This is a genomic window from Litorivivens sp. (assembly GCF_057445395.1).
In genome coordinates this window covers 175,248-197,869 of record NZ_JBVBUV010000001.1, presented here as the reverse complement: position 1 = coordinate 197,869, position 22,622 = coordinate 175,248, and the positions used below count along the sequence as shown (strand labels likewise).

Genomic DNA, 22,622 nt, shown 5'->3' with positions numbered 1-22,622 from the left:
ACGAATATCCAAACTGGAAATCACATCCGCGAGATTACGGATAATATGGGGGCTACCAGACAACACCACGGAGTTAGTCTGCTCGTGGGCTTCAATATTGATGTTGCTCTTGCTGACCGCCTCACGCTCGCCTTCCTGCTTCAGCATGGCTTCGCTAACGCTTTTCAACACCGGCACCATTTCTTCGGCCTTAGCGTATCGCAGGTAATGTACCCGCACGTTAGATGAGGTTTTAACTTCACTGTCGAGTTCGCGAATCAGCCGCTTTAAGTAAGCGCGAGAATTGTTATCCCCAAAAATCACCAGCGTGTTGGTACGCAAATCCGAGGTGATAATCGGCTTCGGCGTCCCCTGCTCTTTGGCCTGATCGTTGATCAGCTTGGTAAGGATACGCTCCAGCTCCTTGGCGGAGGCATTGGTCAGCGGCACAGTTTCCATGGATTGCGAATCGGCGCGATCCACCTGCTGAATAATCTGCAACAGGCGACGAACATTGGATTCACGATCAGTAATCAGGATCACGTTTGAGGCGCTGTAAGGCGTAATAACACCGGTACGGTTGTCGATCAGGGGGCGCAACGACGGAATCAGCTTGTCCACGTCAACATTTTGCACCTGCACGATCCGCGTGATGATTGATTCGCTCTGCAGCGGTTCATCACCGTCGACCTGTACTTCAATACCCTCAATTTTGGCCGCCTGATTGGGTATGACTTTAAGAATGCCGCTGCCCATATCCACGACGGAGAAACCACTGACACCAAGCTGCAGCAAGAAGACTTCGTAAAGTTCGGAGCGGCTTAGCTGTCGCGGGCTTTTGATGTTCACATCACCCTTGACGCGCTCGTCCACTACGATGGTTTTGCCAGTCAGCTTGGACACCGTATTGATAAACTCGCGAATATCAACACCGCGCATGTCCAGCTCAAAGGTTTCTTCTGCGACAGCAAAAGACGGCAGCACAGAAACACTCAACGCCGCCGCCAGCAGGCCGGCAGCCAGCCAGGATTTTTTCATCATAAATTCAATCTTATTGTCTGTGGCAGACCGTTGCGGAGGATTTCCACCTCCACGGTCTGACTGGAATTCACGGAGTTTAACAGATCGCTGACCGGCGCTTCACCTACGCGCAGACCATTTATACTGGTAACGACATCACCGCCCTGCAGGCCCAGCTGTCCGAACAGGCGTTTGTCACGACCTGCCTGCACCTGAAAGCCTACGGTTTTACCGCCCTGCACATATGGGTTAGCCGATATATAACGGGTCAGCCGCAGCGGATTATTGTTCAGCGTCTGCCGGGGATCACCCACCAGCCGCCTTATGGACGGATCATTCAGGTTGATATTCTGGGTTCGCTGCCCTCCCCCACGCTGAACCACTCGGATATCATTCGTTCCGGAGCGACGGCTCTGCTCCAGCTCAATTTTCTCGTTGCCGCCCGCTCGGGAGATAATCACATATTCAGCCTCGACAGCCGCAAGCGTGATGGTTTCACTCACATCCAGCCGGTCGCCTACCTTATAGGCGTACTCCTTGCCATCGTGCTTGAGTATCGCCACCCCCTGATCACCGCCAGCCACAACACCCAGCAGATTGATGCGCAGGTTGCTGCGTTTGACCTCGTCACTTACGACAGGTGCGATCACCGCCTTGTTGGCTTCACCAAACAGCGGCACACTGACCACCGCGTTGAGGTCATAGGCCGGACTACTATCGTGTATTTTGGTCGCTGGGGGTGGCGCGAAATTTATCGGCGTGCGATCAGCTGTCGCCAGGCCGACTAACTCCCAGCACAGCAGGGCCGTCAGCCAGCCTGCCACCGCAAGCAACAATCCGGTGACCCAGGGAGCCCAACGTTGAATTATCTGCATAAAACCTGTATCTCTTTCTGCACCGGCTGACCGCCAAACCGGTCGCACTGCGGCATCCGCGTCATAGTTCGGTCACCCCATCGGGTGACGGCGTACGCGACAACTGACACCGGCCCAACATTATAAAGAGTCTTTATGAATTTTCCGTTACTATACGCGCTCTGGCCACGCAGTACAGCCCCTTAAACCATCTATACAAAGCCCCATGACCCGTCTGATTAAAGCACTATCACACCTGCCTTTTCCTGTTCTCTACGCTCTGGCCGCCGTGCTGCGCGTACTGGCTTTTAATGTGGCTGGCTATCGCCGCAAGGTCATAGAGCGAAACCTCGGCATTATGTTCCCCGACGCCACTGCCGCTGAGAAGAAAAAGATCAAACGGGATTTCCAACGCTATTTTGCCGAAGCTGCCGTGGAAACTCTGAAGGGTTTCACGATGAGCGAAGAGGAGATTCGCGAACGGGTTCATGTGGAAAACCCCGAATGCTTGCAACCCTACATCGAGCGTGAGCAATCGATGCTGATACTCACCCTGCATCAAAGCAATATTGAATGGCTTGTGGGCAGCATCTGCATGGCACTGCCATGCCCAGTAGCGGGTGTTTACAAGCCGCTGCATAACCCACACGTAGACGCATTTATCAAAGCCGGCCGCGCGCGATTTGGCAAACCAGTAGCAATGAAAAGCACCGGCCGGGAAATACTGCGCCTGCGCAAATCCTTCCGCGCCATACTGCTCGCGGCAGACCAGTCTCCCATTAGCCGGGAAAAACGCTTTTGGCACCCCTTCTTCAGTCAACAGGCTCCATTTTACTATGGGCCTCAGGCTATCGCTGAAGCCACGCAGGCCGTGGTTGTATTTGTCCATCCAAGACGCTTAAGTCGGGGACGCTACAGTATTCGCTGGGAGATTCTGGCCGAACCGCCCCACAGCGCCGGTGGCACCGAGATATTGGAACGCTTTATTCAGGCCTGCGAGCGCTCAATCCGCGAACAGCCGACCACCTGGTGGATGAGTAACAAGAAGTGGAAGACGCCCAAGGACTGGGAGCGCCAAGCGCTAGAGCCCGCGAGCGACAACCGCGCAACCGGCACCGGGCGTTGACAGCCGCCCACACCAAGATTACGACCGCCCGCCCACTATGGCATGCCTGTGGATATCTGCTAAAATCGCCGGCTCACTGAAGTCAGCTGACCCCAACACCCTGAAAGCCATGGGGTTTTCTGGCTCGTAACTCTTTGACTGATCTCGTAGCCGGCAACCCCGGCGGGAATGACTACAGGACAAATCAATATGAGTCTTGCCGATAAAGTTTTGGCGGTAAACAATGATCTGCCGATCCGCACCGACGCACCTGTTCACAGCGGCAAAGTTCGCTCCGTGTATTGGTTATCCGACGCTGACAGCCGCCGCCTGATCCAGGAAAAAGGCTATGACGTTGCTGCGGATGCGCCGCTGGCCATCATGGTAATCAGCGACCGGATCTCGGCATTTGAGTGCGTTTGGCACGGCGAAGGCGGCATGAATGGCGTACCCGGCAAAGGCGCCGCACTGAACGCCATTTCCAACCACTGGTTCAAACTGTTCCGTGAGAACGGTCTCGCCGACAGCCATATCCTCGACATTCCCCACCCCTTTGTCTGGATTGTGCAAAAAGCCCGTCCGGTAATGATTGAAGCGATCGCTCGACAGTACATCACCGGCTCCATGTGGCGCTCCTACGCCAAAGGCGAGCGCGAATTCTGCGGCATTGAAGTGCCTGAAGGTCTGAAAAAAGACCAGAAGCTGCCCGAGCTGCTGATCACCCCATCCACCAAGGGCATCCTCGAAGGCATTCCCGGTGTACCCGCGCAGGACGATGTGAACATCACCCGCGCCAACATTGAAGACAATTTTGAAGCCTTTAATTTCGCCAGCAAGGGCGATATCGACCTCTACGAAAAGCTGCTTAAAGAAGGCTTCAACGTAATCAGCGATGAACTGGCCAAGCTGGATCAGATCTTCGTGGATACCAAGTTTGAGTTTGGCTACGTCACCGACAAGGCCGGCAACGAAAAGCTGATCTACATGGATGAAGTGGGCACCCCTGATTCTTCTCGCATTTGGGATGGCGCATCCTACCGCGACGGAAAAATCATCGAGAACTCGAAAGAGGGTTTCCGCCAATTGCTGCTGAGCCACTTCCCGGATTCGGATATCCTGCTAAACAAGGACCGAATGGAAGAGCGCAAAGCCCTGGCACGCGACAACGCTCTGCCGGAATCCGTCCTGATGGAAGTGTCAAAAACCTACGTGGGTATTGCCGAGAAAATCACCGGCGAAAAACTCGAGCTGTCGGAAAACCCCAAAGCCGAAATTATCGAGATACTGCGCGATCAATACGGCCTGATCGACTAGCAAGAACGGCTCCGGGGCGCAACGCCCCGGAGCGCTGCAAACCCGCTGCGCCGTTGCGCTCAGGCAATGGCCAGCCAATCAAAGCCACTTTCCTGATCCGCCGAAATCGCGGCATCACCCGACTCCAGCACCGTGCCCAGCGCCCTTTCTGCCAACGCCACGGTATTATTCTTTTCGCTTATATGAGCCATAACAATATGCTGGAGACGCGACAATTCAAGCTGCGACAGCAACTGCGCCGCCTGCCTATTGTTCAGATGCCCCCAGTCGCCACCAACACGCCGCTTCAGGCTGGGCGGATAAGGCCCATAGGCGAGCATGTCACTGTCGTGATTGAATTCCAGTACCAGGGCATCGCAATTGCGGTACTGCTCAACCACGAACTGGGTAATGCTACCCAGATCCGTTAGCAGACCGAAACGACGATTGCGGTGAGAAAAGACATACTGGCAGGGTTCGCGGGCATCGTGAGGCACCGCCACCGCGGAAACCTCGATATCCCCCACCTGAAACGTCCCGTGGGTATTCACTTCGTGCAGGCCGGGCAGCTTGGCCATACCATCGTACTGGGCGGTGCCGTGTGTTGCATACACAGGCAAACCATACTTGCGCGCCAGTGGCACAACCCCTTTGATGTGATCCGAATGTTCGTGTGTTACCAGTATGCCGCTGAGATCACTCACCTGCCGACCGAGCCTCGCCATGCGCCGCTCGGTCTCGCGCATGGTAAAGCCACAGTCAACCAGCAGGCAGGTCGAGTCACTTTCCAGCAATGTGCCGTTGCCTCGACTGCCGCTACCCAGAGAAGCAAAACGCATGGTGCCGCCGTTGTTTATTGAAAGTATAACGCTTAGGAAATAAAGCCCTTTATCTGCTTCAGCACGCGATCCAGGATCGCTGCATTGCTTTCGCTTTTATCCTTTGCAGTAACCCGGATCTGAATCTCGCCGCCTTCAACTTGACGCATATCCACGATAAAACTGCCACCTTTGACATCTTCATCTTTCACCAGGCGACGGAACCACAGGCTGCTATCAGCGTCGGTATCGATTGTGACCCAGTAGCGTCCCTCACTGCGGTTCAGATCATCGATGATAAAACCGGATTTTTCCAACGCGTTTGCCAGTGACGCCCAGGCGCGCTCATAGGGAAGCAGTAGCCGAATATGTGGATCACTGCCTCCCTCCAGGAAGATTTTGCCGCCGGCATCCACATTGCGCTCCGCCAACATGGATACGCTGCTCGCTGCTTCTGAATCTGCGAGATACTGCGCCAGTGCCATGGTCATTGCCTGTTCACGCTGCTCACTGAATGAGCCGCGCGACCATTGACCCTGATCGTTTTCTACCACCGACTGCAGCACATGTATTTCACTGGTGCCACGCTGCACCCCTTGATCGATCCGGAAACGGAATCTCTCGCGAGGTAAATCGCCCTTGGGTTGAACCCAACCTGTTTCTATCAGGCCGTTCACCGCGTCGGTGCGGGCCACTGGAAAGCCGCCAAGATTCAAAAAGCCGCGCAATCGCGGCCAGATCTGACCCGGCGTGCCATCCAGCAAAATCCAGCGGTCGTCGCCCATTTTCTGAACGCGCACCACACCCTGATCGGAATCTTTAACCAAAGGATCCGGCTTCGGAACTGCGAATTCTCCCGGCAAGACCACATGGGACTCAATGCCCGGCACCCGGTAGCTATCGTGCAGGGCGGAGCCGCTGATACCCTGCGGCAACACCAGTGGCTTGGACAGCGAGGCCTGGCGGTAGTCATTGGCGCGATCGCGCCAGGTACAGCCACTCGCTACGGCCACACCCAGTAACAGTATCCAGATCTGCTTCATTCGGTTTCCTGAGGTCACAATACAGACGCTGCTTTCAAAGCCTCGCGCAATTCGTCACGCGCCCACTCACCGAGCGGCGTCAACGGCAATCGAATACCTTTATCCATGCGCCCCATTTCATAGAGCGCCCATTTCACCGGTATGGGGTTGGCTTCGAGAAACAGCTTGTGGTGAAGAATGTCTATGGGTTTATTAAGTTTATCTGCCAGCTCGCGGTCACCCGCAATAGCGGCCTTACTCATCTGCGCCACTTGCACCGGTGCCACATTGGCGGTCACGGAGATATTTCCGACCCCGCCCATCAGCATCAGTTCCATGGCTGTCGCGTCGTCGCCGGAATACACAGCCATTCGGCCGCGAACGCCCTCAATCAGGGCTTTTCCGCGCACCATATCGCCGGTGGCATCCTTGATGCCGACGATGTTATCAATGTCTGCCAGCCGAAAAACTGTCTCGTTACTCAGATCACAGGCTGTGCGACCCGGCACATTGTACAGAATCTGCGGGATATTAACGGCTTCCGCAATTTTCTTGTAGTGCTGATACAGGCCTTCCTGAGTCGGCTTGTTGTAATACGGCGTCACTAGAAGACAGGCATCGGCGCCGGCCTTGCTGGCCGCTACGGTCAGCTCGATCGCTTCTGTAGTGGAGTTTGCGCCGGTACCGGCGATAACCGGAATACGACCACCGACGCGGGCAACCACGCTGCGAATCACTTCACAGTGCTCATCCACATCGAGTGTTGACGACTCGCCCGTTGTACCTACGGCCACAATGGCGTCGGTGCCACTTTCGATGTGCCAGTCCAGTAGATTGGCAAGGGCTTGCCAGTCCAGACTGCCATCTTCGAGCATCGGCGTCACCAGCGCGACCATACTGCCGGTAATCATGTAACATCTCCCAAATCAAGCAAGGCGCTAATGGTAATGGCGGGTCTGCCCAAGCTCAAGCGACTTTTGCGCGCATAGCCCGGATTTACTGGCATCGCCTAAACTCTGCGCCTAAAATCCGGTCTAACGCAAAGGTATGTAGTAAGGAGGTCTACCATGCGACTGTTAATGAGTTTGATGCTGGCACTGCTGCCTGCCCTTGCGACAGGTGAGAATTTCCGTACAGAAGCACCCTCAGAGATGGATCGGCGCTACATGGAAACCCAAATTGGTGCGCTCGAAGACATCGCCCGCCTGGAGCTGGGCCGCCAGTTCAACGGCAACAAATACAATGATCTGACTGTTTTGCAGGCCCTGCTTGACCGCAAGCTCGTCAAACCGGACGAAACCGCGAAGCTTCAGGGCATGGGAATGATCCTGGGTGAGATTCTGCGCAAGGAAAAGGGCTTGTACTGGACGATCTACCTCGACAACCTCGGTCGTAGCCGCGCGCTGGAAATCCCTGGCAAACGGGAGTTTGTGTTTCCGGTTACGATGATCTCTCGCCGAGTTGAAGCAGGGGTGGACGTAAAGGTAGCAACGGTCTATGACAACGCGGCAAAGATTGTGGATGAAATCCAGGATAAGCGCGGCTTTTATTAAGTCGCTTCTACTGCCTCATCTAAAGCGTGCGCTGCCTGCTGGCGTTACGGCACCCAATGGGCTGCCGCTGAATCACAATAGAAACCCAACCACCAACGGTATTGTCGCAAAACTGATAACCGTTGATGCCATCACCAGCCCCGCTACCGCTTCCGGGCTGCGCCGGTACTGCTGGGCCAGCAGATAATTGAAGACAGCTGCCGGTGTCGCCGCCTGCAACAGGATCACACCGCGCAGCACACCCTCCAACTCCAGCACCATTACCGTGATGACACCGGCGGTAAGGGAAACGCCAATCCGGGCGGCCCCCATCGCCAGAGCCGTGGCCGCATCACGTAACTTCAGTTCCACCAGAGACACCCCGAGCGTCAGCAGCATCAATGGTATTGCCATACCACCAAGCAAATTCAGGGTATTACCCACCGTGGTTGAAAATTCCACTTCAAACGCTATTAACACGATGGCCAGCAATCCCGACCAGATCAGCGGCGAGCGCAGTAGAGCTCTTCCTGGCACTGAGGCGGTAAGAATCGCCGTTCCCAATGAAAAATGGATAAGGCTGAACAAAACAAATACGCCCAGCGATAACGCGAGACCTTCTGGCCCAAACGCAAACAGGCACAGGGGCAAGCCCATATTCCCGGAGTTGCCCGCCACCAACGGCACGCCAATATCGCGCACCGGCCAGCCACATATCGTGCATACCAGCACTGCAAGAATGGCAGTGATCAACATCAGCACCAAGGCCGCGAGCGCCACTTCCAGCAAAGCAGAGAAAGCCAAATCGGTGGCACCCAGGGTGCCAATAATCAACGCCGGCGCCCCGATCTTCATGACCAGGTCGCCGACAAAACCGTTAGGGAAACTGGGCTGGCTGCGCCCCCACCAGATACCCAACACTATGCAGGCAACGATGGGAACGATGACCGGTGTAATCGTAGCGAACATGCGTAACTCGGCATCCATGTGCACAAAGCCGGGAGACTACGCGAAATATCGCTGCCGATGAAGAGCTTAGAACTGCATGGGCCGCAACATGGCGTCGTGGCCGCCGTCGACAAATACAACGGAGCCGGCCACAAAGCTAGCCTTGTCACTCAGCAGAAAACACACCGCCTGTGCAATATCCGTGGGCTCACCCACACGACCAATGGGCACGGTGGCCGCAAAGTCTTTCATTGCCTGCCCCACTTCGGGGTCTTTGTGAGAAGCGTCCACCAGGGGAGTCTGGGTTATTCCCGGCGCCACAGCATTCAGGCGAACCCCCTGAGCAGCATACTCGGCAGCGTTCTGCCGCATCCACTGACTCAATGCCCGCTTACCACCGGCGTAAGCATGGTTGGCATCTTTTTGATCAATAAAGGTGCAGGCGGCAGCTTCATCACCAGCAAGCAACAGCTCTGTGTATTCATCGTCTGGCAACATAGGCGCCGAATTGGATGAAATCATCACGATACTGCCTCTGCGCTTCACCAGCAGATCACGCACCCCCTCAGTAGTGGCTACCGCGCCAAAAAAATTAACCCGGGTGATCAACGAAAAAGGCCGCGCTGCCGGCCCGAGACCTGCGCAAGGCACAAACCCATCGAGACCATCCGGGGCCGCTGCGCGAATACCATCCACTGCTGCCTGACGCCCTTCTGCCGTCGACAGATCTGCGATGATATCTGCATCTTTAATATCCACTACAACGACTGTGTGCCCCTCACTGCGCAATTGATTTTTGATTGCGGCGCCGATACCGGTGGCGCCACCTGTCATGGCATAGATACCCATCGTGTGTTCCCTTTATCTGGATTGTTGTTGTGCAAGTAATTGATAGGTTTCAGCGCTTGCCGTCAGAGGCACAGGAAAACCTAGGTAGCCGTGAACCATATCGTCGAAACAATGGTAACTAACCGGAACCCCAGCTGCTGCCAGCTTATCTGCATAGGCCCTGCCTTCATCACGCAGCGGATCGTACCCCGCTGTGATGACAGTGGCTGCAGGCAATCCGCTTAGATCGGGCGCCAACAGCGGCGAAGCCAGCGGATTACTGGCATCTTCTTCACTGGCCAGGTAGTGACGCCAAAACCAGCGCATGGTCTCCCGCTCAAGAAAGTAGCCTTCCGAAAACTCTTGATAGGATGGTGTATCAAAGGCGCAATTGGTCACCGGATAAATCAAAAACTGGTGATCTATTGTCGGACCGCCCTCGGCTTTTGCCATTAAACTCACTGCGGCCGCCAGACAACCACCTGCGCTGTCACCACCGATAGTCAGTCGACCATTGCCCTGCAGCATACTCTGATTAGCGGCACACCAGCGGGTAGCGGCGAAACAGTCCTGCGGTGCGGCCGGAAATTTAGCTTCCGGCGCAAGACGGTAGTCTACCGATACGACAACCGTACGCATCGCATCGCACATTTTGCGACACTGGTCATCGTGAGAATCCAGATCGCAGATCACAAAGCCACCACCATGAAAATAAACCAGCACCGGGAAGGGGCCATCACCATGGGGGGTGTAGATGCGTATCGGCAGCTCGCCGGCAGGCCCTGTGATCATTTTGTTTTTCACCCTCGCCACGGGGTGAGCCTGTTCTGGCGGCGGAAAGGCAAAGCTCTCGCGGAAGTCTGCTGGCGTTACCTGCGCAAGATCCGGCTTACCGACCGCATCCATAAACGCAAGAATTTCGGTTAATTCTGGGCTGACAGCCATGGTTGCTCCTGTGTTTATCATTCTGGTTCAGGGCGAGTCGCAAAGGCCAGTTGATTGCCTCTGCGGGCAACAAACCGCGCCACCGGCAGTCTAGCACGGTGGCAATACGCTACAGTGTAAGCCCGTCTCAATCACCGACGGTATACTGCGTATAGACGGGGTTACGATTGTTCAGAATATCGTCGATACGAGACTGATACTCGGGCTTGAAATCCTCGTGGGTAAAAATCCAGAACTGGTCCTTGCCAATGGCGTCAAAAACCAGCGACGCACAATCCGCCGGTGACATTCCCTGGCGAATACCATCGTTCAGAAACTGCATTAGCTGTTTCTGCCCTTCGCTTTGCTGCACCTGCGATTGACGATCTCCACCCGATCCTGCGATGGCGGTGGCAATCGGCCCCGGACACAGTACCGACACCCCAATGGGGGTTTCCGCAAGCTCGTAGTGGAGAGTTTCCGTCAGTGCCAATACCGCCTGCTTGCCTACCGTGTAGGGCCCCATCAACGGCGCCGCCAGCAGGCCCGCCAGCGATGAGGTGTTGACGATATGAGCCGGCGTGCCTTGCGCCAGCATGCGCGGAACGAAGGCCTGAATACCGTGCACCACGCCCATCAGATTGATATCCAGAATCCAGCGCCAGTCCTTGAGTGGCACTTCCCAGCTGGCACCTCCGATCAACACACCTGCGTTATTGAACAGCAGGTCAACCTGCCCAAAATGGTCGTAGGCCAGTGCCGCGAGTGCTTCCACTGCATCCGCGTGCGACACATCGGTGACTTGCACCACGGTCTCGGTCGCAAGCGCCCCGGCCAAGGCTTCGAGCCGTTGCGCATTTATATCAGCCAGCACCAGCCGCATCCCCTCCTGCGCACAACGATGCGCCAGGCCTTCTCCGATGCCACTGCCCGCACCCGTAATCACCGCTACCTTGTTTTCAAATGCCTGCATAACACTGCTCCGCCTGTTCGCTGTCTACCCTTATCCCAGAAGCTCGCAAAATACGCATCGTCTACCCGGACTAGCAGCTGCGATTACAAGCCCTGTCGTTTCTTGTAGCATGGATCACACTGACCATGCAGATCCTGGTATGAATAAACGCGAACACGACCTTATCGAAGCTATCTACGAGGCACCGCTCACCGAGCCAGTCTGGTCGCCATCCCTCAAGGCCTTGCGCTTAGCACTTAACGCCCAAGGTATAGTCCTGCTGTTGCGACTTCCGAATGAGCAGGATCGTGGGGTCATCATTACCGATGGGCTACCCGGGCTCGAGGGAGAAATTGGCGACAACCCCTACAGTGATCATTTTTACAGCATGGACCCCTTCGTCAACATTCCCGACAACATCACCGTCACGCTTGAAGAACATCTGGATATGGAGGCGCTGCAGGCTAGCGAATTCTATCGGCTCAGTCTGGAGCCATTCGGTATCTTCCATATCGCTGGCATTGAGCTGAGCAGCGGCGGCGATATTGATGCCAGTCTGCGACTGACCAGAAACAAATCCGAACCGGGTTTCAGTGCAGAAGAACGCGCCTTGCTGAACGACCTGATCCCCCACCTGAAGCGCGCATTGCGTATTCACAGTCGGCTGGAAAGTGTCAGCAGTGAAAAGGAGCTGTACGCTCAAGCAGTATCCCAACTCGCGCTGGCCACTTTCTTCATTAATGAAAACGGTCTGCTGGTCGAGGCCAACCCCATGGGCGAACGACTGCTTGCGGCCAACCGCGGCATTACGCTCAATGCCGGCAAATTGTCACTGAGGCGACCAGTAGACACCCAGAAACTTCGCGCGGCCATCGAAGCCGCTCTCAAGGCCCGTGCGCGCGGAGACAACGTATTCGCCCAAGCCATGCCGGTCTACGATCAAAGCGGCGATTGCCACCTTGGCCTCACCGTAAAACCGCTAGCCATCAAACGTCACCGTGAAAGCGAATCGGAAGCCGTTGTCGCTATCTTTGCTAGTGACGCCAACGCCCGGCTGGATGCACCCCAGGCCGCCCTTACCCAGTTGTTTGGGCTCACGCCGGCAGAAAGTCGCCTGGCGACTGCCCTGGCCAATGGCCTGAGCCTCGATGACGCCAGTAAAAATCTGCACATCAGCCGCAATACCGCCCGAGCGCATTTGCGATCTATTTTCTCTAAGACAGGAGTGAGTCAACAGACTCAATTGGTCAGCCTTATTCTGAAAAGTGTGGCACCACTGGGGTAAGACCTCATCCTAGGCAGGACACGCTACGCTGACCGTCTGCTATCTATCCCTGCATTAAGCTATGCATAACCGGCGCAATTTTTTCCTTTACTACAAACTGATTCATGAACTCTTTCACCGCAGCAATACGCCCATGGCGGAATTCAAAAATAAACACGTGGCTGTTGGCTATAGTTTCACCATTGATCAGGGTTCCGCTGGATTCCACTTCCGCCACTGCGCGGTCTCCGTCGCACGTGAGCGCAACAATGTCGTAATCAATCGCATAATTACCGGCTTTTGCCAGCAGCGCAATGCCGCCGCAAAACCGTGCCTTGTCAGATGCACCTGAATTCACGCTCCAAAAAGTCATATCCTCCGTTAGCAGGTCATCCTTGACCACGCCCGCAGACACGCCCTGCATAAATGTCTCGATTATCGTTCTGTACTCGCTCATATCTGTGCCTCTTGTTGTTTAAACCATTCCACCGCATCAATGACGGTTTCACGCACCGGTCGCGGATTCCACCCCAGATCGCGGGTCGCTTTACTATGATCCATTTCCTTAAAAATATCGGACAGCACAATCGCATCCTTACGCAGCAAGTAATCCTTTTTGTGCAATAATTTGAAAATCGTCTCGGCAATTGTTGCCACAACCATTCCCACCTTCAGCGAAATCATTCGCGGCGGCTTGTTGCCCATATGATCCGTGGCAATGGTGTAGAAATCACGATTGGAAATATATTCGTTGGCGATGATATAGCGTTCACCCAATGCCCCCTTGGTTTCTGCACGTATGGCGGCATCAGCTACATCGCGAATATCCACGCTGGGAGCCCCGGCATCCATCGCAAATCCAACCTTGCCCTTGGCTACCTGCCATAACATTCCGTTATGGGGCGTTGGCTGATAATCGTGTGGACCATAAGTATTGGCCACACACAAGGCCACACCGGGAAGCTGCTTTTCACGGCAATATTTCAACAGCGATTGTTCAGCTTCCAATCGCGCAATAATGTAGGCTGAAGCTTTGTCATACCAGTTAAATTCAATATCTTCAGTAACCGGACCATCGGGGTTTACTCCCAGAGTGCCCATCGAACTGGTAAAGACAAAACGCTCAATACCGCAACTCAAGGCAGCTTCCATGCTGTTAACCAGCCCTTCTACGTTATTGCGAAACAATGGCGTGGTATCGGTCAGCCAGAAACGCGGATCAACCACGCTGTGAAATACCGAGCCACAACCCTGCATGGCAGCGACCAGACTTTCCGCCTCCAACACATCGCCGTAGTGGATTTCCACCGGCAGCCCTTCCAGCGCCGCTCGCGAGCTGGTCTTGCGCAGTAGAACCCGCACTTTGCGCCCATCGCTCACCAGTCGCCGTACTATATGGCTACCCACAAACCCACTGGCACCGGTCACCAGAACCGGCTTACTTAAATAACTGTTCCCACTCATACTGATCTCGCTAGTCATTTCCCTAAAGCCTCATGCGCTGCCATTCCGTCAAAAATCTCGCAACCGCGAGAGCCAATCATGCTCGCGGCCCGCCGGAGCAACTTTTCAATCTACACCCAATGCCGTACTCAATTGCTGCAGGTTTTCAAGCCCGCCCAACTCAACCCAAGCAATGGCATAGCGTTCAACCAGCGCCTCACAAATCACTTTGTCTTGCCAGCCGTCAGTGCCCAGTGTCGACAACCAGATGGCCAATCCGTATACACTTGCCGCACAATAGTCGCGCCAGATATCGTCTTGGGAAGGTTTGTCAGACTCCGGCACAGTCAATGCGGCCCGGTATACGCGAAGCAAATCACGATCATTCTGACGCCTGTCTTCAGGGGTAAGAGCACCCTGCAGGAAATATCCTACATCCTGCGACCAGCCACCCCAGCGCACCACCTGCCAATCGAGAAATCCGACAGTATTGTCCGGCAGCACATAGGTATTACCTATGTGGGCATCGCCATGGAGCAGGGTTTTCGAACTGCTCGCAATGCACGCGATGTAACGTGACCATAGCTCTACCAGATGCACCGCATCCATTGAACCAATGGTAGCTGGCAGCAGCGCGGCGCCGCGCTGCATTCCAATGGGAATACGCTTGCGCAACCCCACCTGCCAGCCTTTGGCAGGTTTCCAGTGTTTCACAAACCGCAGTTTTTTATTCGGCGTCTGTTTCCAATACTGGCTGTGCAGTCTCGCCAGCGCTTTGAGTCCGCTCGCTGCCTGATCGACACTCAGAGGGCGGGTAGCATCGCGTGGATCGGCACCGCGTAAGGTGATGTCTTCCATCACCAACAGAAAATCCAGGTGTAAATAGTCGCAGCGGCTGGCATATACCTTTGGATGCTCCAGCGGCAGCTCTATACCAGTCGAAAACAGACGCGCTTCGTTGAACAGGTTGCCATTTCGAAAGTGCACCCAGCGGTGGCTGGATGCATGCGCTTTCAGAAACAAACCTTGCGGGCCACCCCCTTCCGCGTAAGTCAGCGAAAATTTTGCGCGTCGATTGGTACCGTCGTCGCTCCTGTCCAGCGTTACAGAATCAACGACAGCGCCGGGACAGTCGCGAGCAAGCGCTTTGTGCATCCAGCAAGCATCGATATCGTGCCAGCTATTCGGAATCGGCAATCGCGAAAGTGACCGCATCTCTACAACACCTCATTAGCTGCTAGCGCTGGAAATATTTTTTTAAGGCAACTTGCGCAATTGCCCAGCTTCTTACAAAGTAACTCTTCGATAATCTACACAAAGGAACCTCCATGCCCGCTTACATGATTTTTATTCGCGAGGGTGAAGTGCTCGACCCACAAGCAATGGAACGCTACCAACAGGCCAATCGCGAACCCTACCCTGGCCTCGACAAGCTCACCCCGCTGGTGGTTTACGGCAAGATGGAAACGCTGGAAGGCGACGCCGCTGATGGTATGGTTGTGCTTCAGTTCCCGACGATTGAAGACGCCAAAACGTGGTACTACAGCGAGGAATACCAGGCCGCGTTGAAGCATAGGCAGCAAGCAGCGCATTATCGAGTGTTTATGGTTGAAGGGCTCTAGAGCCCCATCGTTACAGTTGCCACAGCAAGTATCCCACCAGCGATAAACGTGCCCAACGCACCGACAAATCGCATCGGGTTGGGCTTAGCCATCGTTTTTGGCAACAGTAAGCCCGCCACCAGCAGGTAGCGGCTGAACGTTGCAAGAATCATGCTCCACATGACCCATTCCGCCATCGGTGCCTGCGCCAGCACAAACATCATCACCGCCAGAATTGGTGCATACTCAATGGTATTGCCATGGGCGCGAGAGGCTTTGTAAAGAGGATCTTCAGGGTTTTCTTTGAAACCATACATCGCCATGGCTTTGCCGCGCTGAACAGTCACATTAAATCCTGTCGCGATACACAATAAACCCAACAAACCAATACAGATCAGAGCAACGTTCAATTCTTATTCTCCTTCAAGACAGTATTTCAACACTGCTTTAGGTTGACGAAACAGACACCATAGCCATGGCGCAAGGGTTAAAAGCACAGCCTCAAAAACCATAGCGCTGACGAATCGAATCAAAGCGAGCCTGCATTTGCAGCTGGCGTTCTTGCGGCGTGACTTGGATACTGTCTTGCGGCATCACATCCGGCAAGGCATTACATGCAACTACGCGTGTTTCAAAATCGGTAGCCGCCGTACTCAGCAGGTTTCGATAGCAAAGATTACCGCGCACAAAGCCCTGTGTATCAAGCCAGTTGTGATAACCGGGGTCGCGGTGACTGATAATGAGCCGCACTTTGCCGTCGCTGTCGACGACGGTCCGCGCGGGCGTGTAACTTACAGGCCGGTACCAGAAATCCATACTATTAAAGAACACCCCCATCTGGGCCGCCATCCAGAAGCTGTCGGGTGGCATAAAAGTAATGAGCAAGGCCTGTTCGGGCGCCAGTTCCCAGCACAGACTCGCCACCGCCCGCCCTCGCCGTTTATCTTCATCCGCGCCGCCACCCTGCTCCGACGGAAACTGATTGACCGCTTGCAGGTCGACGAAGGGGCTGTACTGATAGGGATGATCTGGCCAATCACGCATCACACCCTCAATAAAATCACCCGCCCAGTGAATACCGTCGCACAGTGTTTGCGTTGTAGGAAGCGGGCGCGGTTCATTCATCCCGATCCGCTCGATGCTCATCTTTGCCGGTAATTCATCCCAGCCATCGAAGCCCTGACGAATAAACAGCTTGCGAGTTTTCGCAGTCACAGGAAGCCAGTTGCGGCCGCGCCTTTCGCCGCCGATAAACAACTCAAAGCTGCCATCGCTTTCAACGGTGAGATCGTGACCGAACAGGTTGGCCTCAGGTATATCACCAAAGGGTTCGTGTAAGCTGGGGATGTCTGTGCCCGGCTGCGTTTCCGGGCGTTCTCCCTGCACGGTAAAATTAATAAACCTCGCCGTGCCACGCTGACCGGTTACTCGGTACACGTAGTCACCGCTTATCCAGGCCTGATGGTAGGTAAAATCTGCCGCGTCACCACCCAGCTTGCAGTTGGGGGTACAGAAAGCATGCAGCGTTGGAAATGCTGGATCACGGGTTTCAAAACCCAGATCAAAAGCCTGCCCCACATTCTGCATCAAAAACCGCATCGCGTCGGCGCGATGTAGATCAGTAGCTGGATTGTGATCCTTGAAGACCTGCTCCCCCGCCTGCTCAAGACGCCGACAGAATTCCTGCCAGCTGTCGCGCAAAACCTTGTCATTGGGGTGATCGCCGTAGGCCATATCAGGCTCCTAGTTTTTCTAGCAGTGCACTGAGAGATTCTGCCGAGCGCTGAGTGGCGGCAAAGCCACCTTCCTCGTCAATGCGCGGGCCGATCAATTCCAGATCAAACAGGCCCGTATAACCGGCGTCGAGCAACCAGCCAATCATGCGCTCCAGTGGCATATTGCCATCGCCCGGAACCGCTCTTGCTGGCACACAGCGATCGCCGCAGACATAATCACTGACCTGCACCAGGTGGGTAATGGGCACAGCCTCACGGATCAGATCTTGTAGACCAGCTTCTGTCCAGCAGCCGGGCAAGTCTATGCAGACACCGATTCCTGCCTGTCGAGCCAGCGTGATAGTGTCGCGCAGACTATGGGCAATATGGATATCCGCGTACAGCGGGGGCGCGTTTTCAATCATCAGTGTCACGCCGCGCTGCGCCGCATGGCCAATACACGGGCTAATCGCCTGACAGAACACCTCAGCGGCCTCCTCCCAGATCATGCCGCCGTGTCCGCCGGTGATCATGTAAAGAGACTTGCCCCCCAGCTCCGCTACGGCATCTATACTTTTCGCCAGAGCCTCCCGCGGTGCCTCCCAACTGGCCGCCGAGGGTTTGAGCGCTTGGCCGGGCAGAAATGGATGCACCACCGTTTGCAGTTGGCAGCCCGCGTGGTCTAGTGCAGCGCGCGCCGCCACCGTGCCCTCCTGTGCAATATGGTGCCCAAGCAGCGTAACCTTGCTGGCACCCAGGCGTCTGAAGTACTCGGACTGGGTTGCCAGAGAGTCGGACATAAAGGCAATGGAATCGATACAGACCCGGGGATGCATTAACGTACCTCCACGTCGAGGCCAAAACGTTCGCGGTATGGGGCGAACTCGTCGTTCAATTCAGCAATATCCACACCGATGTCGCTCGCAGCATAGACAAACTTGCCGTAGCGATCGCCCTTATTATTGGCGAGATAATCGCGCATGGCGTGCTCGGCCTCCGGCGTAAAATCGTAACCGGCAAAGGCGTAGAATTTGGCAATGGTTCCTACCGGGTCACCGGTAAAATCTTTGTAGCGCACATGGAAGATGCGCGGGTCATCCACCAGCGGATTGTTCATGGTGTCCTGAATGCCGGCGCGGGTTGCGGCCAAATGAATCGAGGCCTGCTCTGAAACATCAACTTTGCCACGAGCAAAAGCCTTGGTAAGCGCCGCCGCCATACCGATGCGTGAAGCTGTCACCTGTACCGGATCGCGGTGGATCCAAATCAGTCGCGCATCGGGATAGGTATCAAAAAACGCTTTAAGGCGCGGACCGTGAAAACCTTTAAGCGCCCAGTGTTTTTTCGCTGGGCCGATTTTATCTGGGCAATACTGGCAATGCTGCAGCATCATTTTGTGAATGCGGTACTGGGCATGGGCATCCACTGGCATACCACCGACATACATACCGATTGGTGCCTTCCACCAGGCAGTGGGAGTCATCACCCGGAAATCCATCGCCCAGGTGCGCTCACATTCCGGCAACCCGTCTCCTAACATATCGTTATACGGGTGAATCTTGAGCCAGTCGGGAGCCATCGAATTTATCTCGCGCCAATCGTCATCTGCCAGCGCGCGACGCGGATCGTCTGGCCTTGCCAGACCCGGGGGCGGCGAGGGATACATGACTTCCCAGAAACGCAGGGATTGGGCGGCGGGGTCAACCGAGAGCAGCGCATGTAACAGGGTTGTGCCCGAGCGTGGTTCGCCAGTGGCAAACAATGGGCGCTCGATCACTTCGTCAGCGAGGCCCGGAATCGTTTTATGATCGTTAAAAAAGCTCAGGCGCGAGGTCACCAAACCCACTGCCACCTTGGCTGCCGCTTGCTGACCACTTTCATCCATACCCAGTTTCTGCAGCTGGGCCATGGCAATGGTAAAGCGCTCGGGAAAACTGTCATCGCCGTAATCGTTTAGCCCAGTGTGCTGTTCGGCCTCAGCGAGCAATTTGGCGGGATTCAAAATCATGCAATATCCCCACACAGCTTCATCAGTTCGTCTTCGGTTTCCCGTACTTTCTGGGCTGAAATAGCACCGTATTTCAACCCAGCCATGCCGCCGTAATCCAAAACTTTGGGAACGCGCAGCCCGGCCTCGACAAACCCCTTAATCTGTTTGGCTACCTGTTTCGGCGAGCCGTGGGGAATAACCGCCAATATCGCTTCCGGATCAACCTTGTCGAGCATGTCGAGTATACGCTCGCGCGTCAGAATGCCGGGATCGATGTCCTGATACCCACCCCAGTTCTCTCCCATTGGATGGTCGTATCCAAATTTTTTCAGCGCGGGCGCCGATATTTGTAATATCCAGGCTTTAACCAGCGGGGCCTTCAAAATTTCGGCCAACTCATCGTCGTCGCCGATCAGGCAGGTCATGATAAACGCGGGCGTTATCGCCATCGGATCGCGCCCCGCTTCTTCGGCAGACTGACGAATAACCGCCAGCTTGTCGGCATACTCTTGCGGCTCCCAGGCACCGGCCGGCCACCAGCCATCAGCGTAGCGGCCTGTGATTTTCAACATGCGCGGACCGCTGGCTCCAATCCAGATTTTCGGGTAGTTACCTTGATAGGGCTCGGTATCCAGCCGGGCATGCTGGAGCTTGAAAAACTTTCCGTCGAAATCGACTGGCCCTTCACTTTCCCACAGCTTGCGAATCACTTGCAGGCTTTCTTCAAAACGCCCGACCGGTTTGGAAAAGTCAAAGCCGTAGGGCACGGTATTTTCGGTTTCACCGCTACCCAATCCGAGAATAAACCGACCCTTCGAGAGATGATCAATCGTGAGTGCAGATTGCGCCAACAGGGAAGGATGACGTCGTACGGTGTCTACAACACTGGTGGCAATTGGCACATTCTTTGTCTGCACTGCAGCTGCAGCCGCCACGGCCATGCCATCCAGGTGTCGATGGGGCGACGGAGACACTGTTGCCAGATCGGTAAACTCTGGTGTCCAAATAGAATCAGGCCAGAAGCTCACCATATGGTCCGGTAGCCAGATGGAGTGGTAGCGCCCACTGTCGAGATTTTCCAGCACACTGAAATCCAGTGGCAGGGTTGTCCGCAAAAAAGCGGCGGGTTGGACTTTCATTAGATTTATATCCTGATTCGACTGATTAAAACTCGATTTCCAGATCGACACCGTAGGTTCTCGGATCACCATAACTATTAATGGCGTACCCAAAGAAACTGAACAGATCGACCCCGAAATTCCAGTACTCTTCGTCCGCAAGGTTTTTACCCCAAAGCGAAACCCGTACGCGACTGTCACCGAAGCCACTCATGTCACTCAAAGAAATGCGCGCGCTCCATAGCTGATAGGAATCTCCGGAATTGGTTTCCGGGGCAGGAGTCAGAAACGTCATCTCATCCTGATAGCTCCAATCCAACCGTGCAGTAAAATGAGCGAAGGGCAGAGGTTGGTCGTAGACCAAAAAGGCGTGCGCATTATGCTTTGGTGTATAAGGAAAATTAGAATTGGTCAGATCGCTGCCCTGGCCATTGTCGTACTCAACGTATTCGGGATCGGTGTAGCCATAATCCAAACCGGCCTCCAGCGAATCGGTAAGCAGGGTCACAAACTCCAATTCCAGTCCGCGAATTTCAACAACGCCGGCATTGCGAATAACACTGGCAGCGGTTTCCTGATTAAACGCATTAACCTGCTTGTCAGCATAATCGCTGTGGAATACGGCGCCGTTTAAGCGAATCCGCTGATCGGCAAAAGTGGCTTTCCAACCAATTTCATAGGCTGTCAGGGTTTCTTCATCAAAACCCCGAGCGAAATCGCGAGCGTCCGCATCGCGCGAGTTAAAACCACCTGACTGGTAGCCCTGACTCACCTTGAAATAGGCCATTACTTGATCGTTCCAGTGATAGCTAGTCGAGGCCATCGGCGATACGTTTGTAAAGCTACGCTCGGTTTCCGGGTAATGCGTAAGAGTTGTTGTAAGCGGCAAGCCTAGCAGGGGCTGCCTGAGTATATCCGTACGCACTTTGGACATCGCTCGATCTTCTTCTGTGTAGCGCACCCCGGCTGTCACATCCCAGCTGTCGCTCAGATTATAGGTGGCCTGGGCGTACAACGCTCTGGCCTGCACGTCAAAGTCGGCGCTGTCGGTGCGCTCAAAAAAAACAAATACACCGGGCGCGGCCGCTACATAAGGGTTGATAAAGTTATCCTGCTCACCGTCCTCATCGAGGTAGTAAGCACCAACAACATAGCTCAGGCGCGAATTTAACGCTTCACCCAGTAGACGAAATTCCTGAGTAAACGTTTCAGATGTGGAAAAATCCAGGGTATGAAAACGATGAATCGGCGCACCATCGGCATCACCGCCACCGTCGATTTCAACGGTCCGCAGAGAGGATATGGAAGTCAGTGAGAGACTTTCACCGAGTTCAACCGAGAGGTTTAGTGCGTGGCCTTCCACATCACTGATGCCAAACATGCGGCCATCCCAACTGCCTTCTTCCGGACGCTTGCCTTGTTTTACCCGATACGGCTCTAGGTCCGCACCGGTGGCATGATTTTCATCTATAACAGTGACAAACGACGGCAGCGGTATTTCATCAATTTCCGTGCGGTCGTAGCTGTAACGTGCGCTGAACCTCTCATCTGGCCGCCACTCAAGGTGGACCAAGGCGACATCCCGGTTCCTATCCTGTACTTCACTGCTCTCGGCACCGGCAAAGGTATTGTCGTAAAAACCATCGCGCTCGTAGTTTGCGCCGACCAGACGCAAATTCAAGGCGCCAATCGGGCTGCTATCGCTCAGCAAGGGTAGATTCAGCATGCCCTTAATATCGCGCTGACTATAGCTACCTGCGGTCAGCGACAAGCGCGCTTCCAATTCATCACTCGGTTTTTTGGTAACGACATTGATTGCGCCACCGATGGTATTACGGCCGTAAAGTGTTCCCTGCGGTCCACGCAATACTTCTATCCGCTCGGGATCGGCAACATCGAGCAATGCACCGGAATTTTTTGCGATCAACACACCGTCCAAATACAGCCCGACCGCAGGCTCGAATGAAATCAGGGTTTCACCATTGCGCACCCCGCGAATATTCACCGCAAAGCCGTTGCGCCCGCCGATCTGCGGGGAGATGGTCAGGTTGGGGGTATAACTGCCGATATCTGAGGCGTTACTCAAGCCAAGGTCTGCGATTTTCTGTTCGGAAAATGCCGTCAGTGAAATCTGGGTGTCCTGCAATGACGACTGACGATGCTCAGCGGTAACAATTACCTCCTCAATCACCCTACTCTGCGCCGCACTGCTAGGA

Annotated in this window: 23 protein-coding genes; 5 read left to right on the top strand and 18 right to left on the bottom strand. The window is 54.8% G+C overall.

Annotated features, from left to right (window positions below; all coding sequences use genetic code 11):
• A partial coding sequence (locus tag AC222A_RS00795) for a secretin N-terminal domain-containing protein (protein WP_372758514.1) occupies positions 1-1,020 on the bottom strand: 1,020 nt, incomplete at its 3' end.
• Entirely contained in the window at positions 1,017-1,874 is an 858-nt protein-coding gene (gene gspC / locus AC222A_RS00790) for a type II secretion system protein GspC (protein ID WP_372758515.1), read from the bottom strand. The genes AC222A_RS00795 and gspC, both read right to left, overlap by 4 nt.
• 205 nt (positions 1,875-2,079) lie before the next feature.
• Here gspC and AC222A_RS00785 point away from each other — a divergent pair, with 205 nt between their 5' ends.
• Positions 2,080-2,979: a lysophospholipid acyltransferase family protein gene (locus AC222A_RS00785; RefSeq protein WP_372750224.1), complete on the top strand. Its 900-nt coding sequence runs from the start codon at positions 2,080-2,082 to the stop codon at positions 2,977-2,979.
• 189 nt (positions 2,980-3,168) lie between these two features.
• On the top strand, positions 3,169-4,272 hold the full coding sequence (locus tag AC222A_RS00780) for a phosphoribosylaminoimidazolesuccinocarboxamide synthase (protein WP_372750225.1): 1,104 nt from the start codon (positions 3,169-3,171) through the stop codon (positions 4,270-4,272).
• A gap of 59 nt (positions 4,273-4,331) precedes the next feature.
• Here the strand turns inward: AC222A_RS00780 and AC222A_RS00775 are convergent, their stop codons facing one another.
• The 3 genes from AC222A_RS00775 to dapA are packed head-to-tail and all read right to left on the bottom strand — an operon-like array spanning position 4,332 to position 7,002.
• The gene (locus tag AC222A_RS00775) at positions 4,332-5,090 is read right to left on the bottom strand and encodes an MBL fold metallo-hydrolase (RefSeq protein ID WP_372758516.1); all 759 of its coding nucleotides are present in this window, start codon (positions 5,088-5,090) and stop codon (positions 4,332-4,334) included.
• Between the two features lie 32 nt (positions 5,091-5,122).
• Positions 5,123-6,112 (bottom strand): NlpB/DapX family lipoprotein, encoded by a 990-nt coding sequence (gene bamC, locus AC222A_RS00770; RefSeq protein ID WP_372758517.1) that lies wholly within the window; start codon positions 6,110-6,112, stop codon positions 5,123-5,125.
• 14 nt (positions 6,113-6,126) lie between these two features.
• Positions 6,127-7,002, bottom strand: coding sequence for a 4-hydroxy-tetrahydrodipicolinate synthase (gene dapA, locus AC222A_RS00765; protein ID WP_372750596.1), 876 nt, complete (start codon positions 7,000-7,002; stop codon positions 6,127-6,129).
• 156 nt (positions 7,003-7,158) lie between these two features.
• Between dapA and AC222A_RS00760 the strand changes: the two genes are divergently transcribed.
• The gene (locus AC222A_RS00760; RefSeq protein ID WP_372750595.1) at positions 7,159-7,644 is read left to right on the top strand and encodes a DUF3806 domain-containing protein; all 486 of its coding nucleotides are present in this window, start codon (positions 7,159-7,161) and stop codon (positions 7,642-7,644) included.
• 72 nt (positions 7,645-7,716) lie between these two features.
• On the opposite strand, the gene AC222A_RS00755 is transcribed toward AC222A_RS00760, so the two are convergent.
• From AC222A_RS00755 to AC222A_RS00740, 4 genes are all read right to left on the bottom strand, one after another.
• The gene (locus tag AC222A_RS00755; RefSeq protein WP_372749544.1) at positions 7,717-8,610 is read right to left on the bottom strand and encodes an AEC family transporter; all 894 of its coding nucleotides are present in this window, start codon (positions 8,608-8,610) and stop codon (positions 7,717-7,719) included.
• 48 nt (positions 8,611-8,658) lie between these two features.
• Entirely contained in the window at positions 8,659-9,420 is a 762-nt protein-coding gene (locus AC222A_RS00750) for an SDR family oxidoreductase (RefSeq protein ID WP_372749545.1), read from the bottom strand.
• Positions 9,421-9,432: 12 nt separating this feature from the next.
• Positions 9,433-10,344, bottom strand: coding sequence for an alpha/beta hydrolase (locus AC222A_RS00745; protein WP_486774551.1), 912 nt, complete (start codon positions 10,342-10,344; stop codon positions 9,433-9,435).
• 127 nt (positions 10,345-10,471) lie between these two features.
• Positions 10,472-11,296, bottom strand: coding sequence for an SDR family NAD(P)-dependent oxidoreductase (locus tag AC222A_RS00740; protein WP_372759082.1), 825 nt, complete (start codon positions 11,294-11,296; stop codon positions 10,472-10,474).
• A 139-nt stretch (positions 11,297-11,435) separates the two neighbouring features.
• Between AC222A_RS00740 and AC222A_RS00735 the strand changes: the two genes are divergently transcribed.
• Positions 11,436-12,560: a helix-turn-helix transcriptional regulator gene (locus AC222A_RS00735; protein ID WP_372759083.1), complete on the top strand. Its 1,125-nt coding sequence runs from the start codon at positions 11,436-11,438 to the stop codon at positions 12,558-12,560.
• 43 nt (positions 12,561-12,603) lie between these two features.
• On the opposite strand, the gene AC222A_RS00730 is transcribed toward AC222A_RS00735, so the two are convergent.
• The 3 genes from AC222A_RS00730 to AC222A_RS00720 all read right to left on the bottom strand — a co-directional run bounded on the left by AC222A_RS00730 (position 12,604) and on the right by AC222A_RS00720 (position 15,197).
• On the bottom strand, positions 12,604-12,996 hold the full coding sequence (locus AC222A_RS00730) for a nuclear transport factor 2 family protein (RefSeq protein ID WP_486774550.1): 393 nt from the start codon (positions 12,994-12,996) through the stop codon (positions 12,604-12,606).
• The gene (locus tag AC222A_RS00725) at positions 12,993-14,003 is read right to left on the bottom strand and encodes an NAD-dependent epimerase/dehydratase family protein (RefSeq protein WP_372759085.1); all 1,011 of its coding nucleotides are present in this window, start codon (positions 14,001-14,003) and stop codon (positions 12,993-12,995) included. Before AC222A_RS00725 ends, AC222A_RS00730 begins: the two co-directional genes overlap by 4 nt.
• Before the next feature lie 105 nt (positions 14,004-14,108).
• Positions 14,109-15,197, bottom strand: a complete 1,089-nt coding sequence (locus tag AC222A_RS00720; protein WP_486774549.1) for a phosphotransferase — start codon at positions 15,195-15,197, stop codon at positions 14,109-14,111.
• Between the two features lie 113 nt (positions 15,198-15,310).
• On the opposite strand from AC222A_RS00720, the gene AC222A_RS00715 reads away from it, so the two are divergent.
• Complete coding sequence (locus AC222A_RS00715; RefSeq protein ID WP_372749750.1) at positions 15,311-15,604, top strand: DUF1330 domain-containing protein; 294 nt, start codon at positions 15,311-15,313, stop codon at positions 15,602-15,604.
• Here the strand turns inward: AC222A_RS00715 and AC222A_RS00710 are convergent.
• The 6 genes from AC222A_RS00710 to AC222A_RS00685 all read right to left on the bottom strand — a co-directional run bounded on the left by AC222A_RS00710 (position 15,601) and on the right by AC222A_RS00685 (position 22,597).
• Positions 15,601-15,993 (bottom strand): MAPEG family protein, encoded by a 393-nt coding sequence (locus tag AC222A_RS00710; protein ID WP_372749749.1) that lies wholly within the window; start codon positions 15,991-15,993, stop codon positions 15,601-15,603. The genes AC222A_RS00715 and AC222A_RS00710 overlap by 4 nt on opposite strands.
• A gap of 91 nt (positions 15,994-16,084) precedes the next feature.
• Positions 16,085-17,317 (bottom strand): hypothetical protein, encoded by a 1,233-nt coding sequence (locus tag AC222A_RS00705; protein WP_372749748.1) that lies wholly within the window; start codon positions 17,315-17,317, stop codon positions 16,085-16,087.
• Position 17,318: 1 nt separating this feature from the next.
• Complete coding sequence (locus AC222A_RS00700) at positions 17,319-18,134, bottom strand: sugar phosphate isomerase/epimerase family protein (protein ID WP_372809742.1); 816 nt, start codon at positions 18,132-18,134, stop codon at positions 17,319-17,321.
• Positions 18,134-19,306, bottom strand: coding sequence for a sulfotransferase family protein (locus AC222A_RS00695; protein WP_372759299.1), 1,173 nt, complete (start codon positions 19,304-19,306; stop codon positions 18,134-18,136). Before AC222A_RS00695 ends, AC222A_RS00700 begins: the two co-directional genes overlap by 1 nt.
• Entirely contained in the window at positions 19,303-20,427 is a 1,125-nt protein-coding gene (locus AC222A_RS00690; RefSeq protein WP_372748059.1) for an LLM class flavin-dependent oxidoreductase, read from the bottom strand. Before AC222A_RS00690 ends, AC222A_RS00695 begins: the two co-directional genes overlap by 4 nt.
• A gap of 25 nt (positions 20,428-20,452) precedes the next feature.
• Positions 20,453-22,597: a TonB-dependent receptor gene (locus AC222A_RS00685; RefSeq protein ID WP_486774548.1), complete on the bottom strand. Its 2,145-nt coding sequence runs from the start codon at positions 22,595-22,597 to the stop codon at positions 20,453-20,455.
• Positions 22,598-22,622 lie beyond the last annotated feature (25 nt).

Coding starts and splice junctions, on each gene's coding strand:
- gspC (WP_372758515.1), bottom strand. CDS start 1,874: ATGCAGATAATTCAACGTTGGGCTCCCTGGGTCACCGGATTGTTGCTT.
- AC222A_RS00785 (WP_372750224.1), top strand. CDS start 2,080: ATGACCCGTCTGATTAAAGCACTATCACACCTGCCTTTTCCTGTTCTC.
- AC222A_RS00780 (WP_372750225.1), top strand. CDS start 3,169: ATGAGTCTTGCCGATAAAGTTTTGGCGGTAAACAATGATCTGCCGATC.
- AC222A_RS00775 (WP_372758516.1), bottom strand. CDS start 5,090: ATGCGTTTTGCTTCTCTGGGTAGCGGCAGTCGAGGCAACGGCACATTG.
- bamC (WP_372758517.1), bottom strand. CDS start 6,112: ATGAAGCAGATCTGGATACTGTTACTGGGTGTGGCCGTAGCGAGTGGC.
- dapA (WP_372750596.1), bottom strand. CDS start 7,002: ATGATTACCGGCAGTATGGTCGCGCTGGTGACGCCGATGCTCGAAGAT.
- AC222A_RS00760 (WP_372750595.1), top strand. CDS start 7,159: ATGCGACTGTTAATGAGTTTGATGCTGGCACTGCTGCCTGCCCTTGCG.
- AC222A_RS00755 (WP_372749544.1), bottom strand. CDS start 8,610: ATGGATGCCGAGTTACGCATGTTCGCTACGATTACACCGGTCATCGTT.
- AC222A_RS00750 (WP_372749545.1), bottom strand. CDS start 9,420: ATGGGTATCTATGCCATGACAGGTGGCGCCACCGGTATCGGCGCCGCA.
- AC222A_RS00745 (WP_486774551.1), bottom strand. CDS start 10,344: ATGGCTGTCAGCCCAGAATTAACCGAAATTCTTGCGTTTATGGATGCG.
- AC222A_RS00740 (WP_372759082.1), bottom strand. CDS start 11,296: ATGCAGGCATTTGAAAACAAGGTAGCGGTGATTACGGGTGCGGGCAGT.
- AC222A_RS00735 (WP_372759083.1), top strand. CDS start 11,436: ATGAATAAACGCGAACACGACCTTATCGAAGCTATCTACGAGGCACCG.
- AC222A_RS00730 (WP_486774550.1), bottom strand. CDS start 12,996: ATGAGCGAGTACAGAACGATAATCGAGACATTTATGCAGGGCGTGTCT.
- AC222A_RS00725 (WP_372759085.1), bottom strand. CDS start 14,003: ATGAGTGGGAACAGTTATTTAAGTAAGCCGGTTCTGGTGACCGGTGCC.
- AC222A_RS00720 (WP_486774549.1), bottom strand. CDS start 15,197: ATGCGGTCACTTTCGCGATTGCCGATTCCGAATAGCTGGCACGATATC.
- AC222A_RS00715 (WP_372749750.1), top strand. CDS start 15,311: ATGCCCGCTTACATGATTTTTATTCGCGAGGGTGAAGTGCTCGACCCA.
- AC222A_RS00705 (WP_372749748.1), bottom strand. CDS start 17,317: ATGGCCTACGGCGATCACCCCAATGACAAGGTTTTGCGCGACAGCTGG.
- AC222A_RS00700 (WP_372809742.1), bottom strand. CDS start 18,134: ATGCATCCCCGGGTCTGTATCGATTCCATTGCCTTTATGTCCGACTCT.
- AC222A_RS00695 (WP_372759299.1), bottom strand. CDS start 19,306: ATGATTTTGAATCCCGCCAAATTGCTCGCTGAGGCCGAACAGCACACT.
- AC222A_RS00690 (WP_372748059.1), bottom strand. CDS start 20,427: ATGAAAGTCCAACCCGCCGCTTTTTTGCGGACAACCCTGCCACTGGAT.